We start from the raw sequence: 3570 nt of genomic DNA on the forward strand, positions 1-3570 counted from the left end.
ACCTGCATCTATACCTCTCTTTATCCGGTTCATTAAATGAACCGGATTGATATAAATATAACAAAGTCTGTCTTACTGCTTGCGCCTATTCCTGATAAGTTTCAGGCGTATTATATAGCTTTATATATTTATATCGGCATACATGAGGGATTTAATCATAGTTATATAGAGAGTCTGTATGTGAACTAGAATATATTTATCCCATTCAAATGGCCATGTCTTTTGATCTAACTAGCTTTTTTATCTTTGATTTCCATATGATATGAATCTTTTGTGAGAACAATCCCTGCGACAAGTGCTGTAAAAGGAGCAACAGTCACAAGAGCAAATGAACCTGCAAGTGTCTGAAGAATCTCACTTGCAACATATTTATAATTTAAAATATTTATTATTGGTGTACCTTGAGCCATAAATACCATAAGCTGGGTAGTATAGCTTCCTGCATATGCAAGAAGCAGCGTAGTTGTCATAGTTCCCATAGCAGCCTGTCCAATCCTTATTCCACTCCCAATTGCTTCAAGGCTGGATATTTCTGGCTTTTTATGTACTACTTCGCTAATACCACTTGTTATATCTACAGCAAGATCCATCATAGCACCCGATGCTCCAATAAAAATACTTGCCATAAATATATTAGTAAGATTAAGATCCCCATACCCTGCGTATAAAAGCGATTCGCTATCTGTCATTATAGCTCCGTGAATCTTAAAAAGTTTTGTAAAAACAACTCCAAGTATTAGTGCTGTCATAACTCCAAGCATACTTCCGGAAATAGCTACAAAGCTTCTTTTTTCAAACCCATATACAAATAGGATGATTATGACAGTCAGAAATGCTACAATAACAACTCCGACCATAATAGGATTAGCTCCCCTAAGGCATGACGGGATCAGTATCTTCCAAATTGATAATACTGTTACCAAAAAAGATATAAGTGATCTCATTCCTGCAGGACCTGCAAAGAATACTAACAGACAAGTAAAAAAAGCAAAAAGGAATATTTCCCAGTTAATCCTATAATGATCGATCATTGTAGCTGAAATGATCTTGTCACCATCATAGCTTACAACTATCAAAGCCATATCCCCTACTGCAAATTCCTTGTCCTGCGCAAGACTTCCTGATAACAGATTTACCGCATAGGTGCTTTGCCCCTTAAATTTACCCGCTTTGATCATTACTTCACAAAGCTGCTCCCCGGTTCTTATTAGTCCATTTGAAATAATTGCAGAATCATCAACATTTATAATCTGCGCCTTAACTTTATCAGTTCCCTGATAAATAACAGCATTTTCATAACCTGTTGGAATGATCAATAGAATTGCAACTATTACAAATCCAATAAAAAGGGACTTCAAGCCTGCCGGCTGTGGTCCCCACATCTTACTGATAAGATTTTTGACATTCTTCTGCATTATTTATTGTACTCCCAGCAGTACAGCCATCTTATCATAGATCTCTGTATTGTCATAATATCCTGTAAAGAAAGCCTGTCCCTGTCCAAGAGCAAATACTGCTACAGGAAGTCCTGTATGACTATAACTTGTGAATGATATTCCGGATTTGTTATTAAGAATATGTGTGATTGTTACTGTAAGTGGTTCATAGCTTCCATAAAGGATATACTCTTCCTGACTAAGCTCTGTATCTTCGGTCATAGTCATTGTCTTATCATATGCTGCCTTAAGTTTGGCAAGTTCATAATCAGTCAGTACAAGATTACCGGATGTTACTCCTGTTGGATGAGAATCAGAACTATCAGATGTTACTCCATCCTCTGCCTTATTAGTTGAAGACTGTGCTACAAGTCCAAACAGATCAGTGATATCGTTCATTACATCTTCGAAGCTTGTTCCATTTTCCTTATATTTTGCTACATATTCATCATCAAAAGCCTGGAAGCTTATCTTCTGATTGGAAAGATTCTGAAGGAAAGTATCATAGTTAGTTCCTGCATATCCAATTGTAAGACCGCCTGTTTCGTGATCGCCTGTTACAAGGATAAGTGTCTCAGCTGGATGCTCATTATAGAATTCTACAGCTTCATATACAGCATCTGATAAAGCTTTGGTATCAGCCATTGTAGATGCAGCATCGTTAGCATGGCAGGCCCAGTCGATCTTGCCACCTTCTACCATCATAAAGAATCCGTTGTCATTACCTTCGTAAAGGCAATCAATTCCTTTTTCTACATAATCACAAAGTGCCCACTCATCGTCTTCTCTGTCGAGCTCATACTTCATAGCATCAGCATCAGCAAGGTTTTCATCTATTATGATAGTCTTACCTGTAGCTGCTGTAACATTTTCTGCTTCAGCCTGAGTTTTGACAACTGTATATCCTGCCTGCTGTGCAAGTGTATACAGGTCTGTCTGATCCCCATTAGCACCTGTAGGCTTTAATAATCCTCCTCCAGCATAATAATCAAATCCGCTGTCTATAAGTTCAAGTCCTATATCATAGTAGTTTGAACGCTTCTCCTGATGACAGTAGAAAGCTGCAGGTGTTGCATGATTTAAATTAACACTTGAGATGATACCGATCTTATAACCAAGCTGACTCTTAAGCTTTTCTGTTATTGTCTCATAACTTACAGTACCTGTTTCATCCATGTTGATAGTTCCACTATATGTCTTATAGCCAGTGGAAAGCGCTGTTGCAGTTGATGCAGAATCAGGACAAAAAGATGTACTGTCATATGTCTGAGCACTTCCAACTATTGGGAAATTCATAAAACTAAGATAGTCTTCTTCCTTAGAAAGAATAGTTCCTTCTTCCTTATCTCCCATACTTGTCCCATCTTCAAGTGCAGAAAGATAATAATTTGTGCTTTCAATCTGCGGATAAGACATACCATCACCGATAAATAAAAATACATATTTAGGTGCGCCTGTTGCTACCTGCGTCTGATCTTGTTCTGTGCTCTCTGTAACTGTTTCTGTAATATTTGTGTCTGTAGTTGATGCATGAGCTTCATTAAGGCCATTATTATATACAGCCAGTGTTCCAAAAGCAGTTAATGCTGCCAGCCCAGCTGCGATAGCTCCTATTGCTTTCTTTTTCATATACTTTCTCCTATGATTAAATTTAATGCCCTCGCGATGACAATAATCATTCTAAAAAGAGAAAGTAAAATACATAAACAGCTGCAAGTAAAACTATTGTAAAAAATAAATGATCTGCATAACCAGGATTTATCATAAGTGAAGCCTCACACGACTGTCACGAGAATGCGCCGCAATTTTCAAGGTTATGCAGATTATTTAATGTTTGATATCTTATGCAAGTGCTTTAAAGTATTCTTTTCGCACTGCCTGTGCTTCAGGAACAAATTCCATGGCTCCCCAGCAGTGCATCATATTCTCACCTACATGCACAATAAGTGGAACATTGTACTTATCATATGCTTTTTGCATATCTTCAAGATATGCGTACATTACTTCATGTGTTCCATAAAAGACATGCGTCATTGGAAATCCTGTCATATCATCAAGAATAGGGCTAAGAAGATAAGCATCATCTTTACCTGCAAGGACAGGCGCAATATTATCAAAAAATCCTATTGGAATC

Annotated in this window: 3 protein-coding genes; all 3 read right to left on the reverse strand. The window is 37.5% G+C overall.

What is annotated here, in order from left to right:
* Positions 1-227 precede the first annotated feature (227 nt).
* Complete coding sequence (locus K6G87_RS02240) at positions 228-1415, reverse strand: YibE/F family protein (protein ID WP_296833301.1); 1188 nt, start codon at positions 1413-1415, stop codon at positions 228-230.
* 3 nt (positions 1416-1418) lie between these two features.
* Positions 1419-3065, reverse strand: coding sequence for an alkaline phosphatase (locus tag K6G87_RS02245; RefSeq protein WP_296833305.1), 1647 nt, complete (start codon positions 3063-3065; stop codon positions 1419-1421).
* 213 nt (positions 3066-3278) lie between these two features.
* Positions 3279-3570 (reverse strand): hypothetical protein (locus K6G87_RS02250; RefSeq protein ID WP_330669681.1); only part of this gene is annotated, 292 nt, incomplete at its 5' end.

This window comes from Butyrivibrio sp., assembly GCF_024699075.1.

Excerpts from the sequence above, each read along its gene's own strand:
- K6G87_RS02240 (WP_296833301.1), bottom strand. The coding sequence starts at position 1,415 with ATGCAGAAGAATGTCAAAAATCTTATCAGTAAGATGTGGGGACCACAG.
- K6G87_RS02245 (WP_296833305.1), bottom strand. The coding sequence starts at position 3,065 with ATGAAAAAGAAAGCAATAGGAGCTATCGCAGCTGGGCTGGCAGCATTA.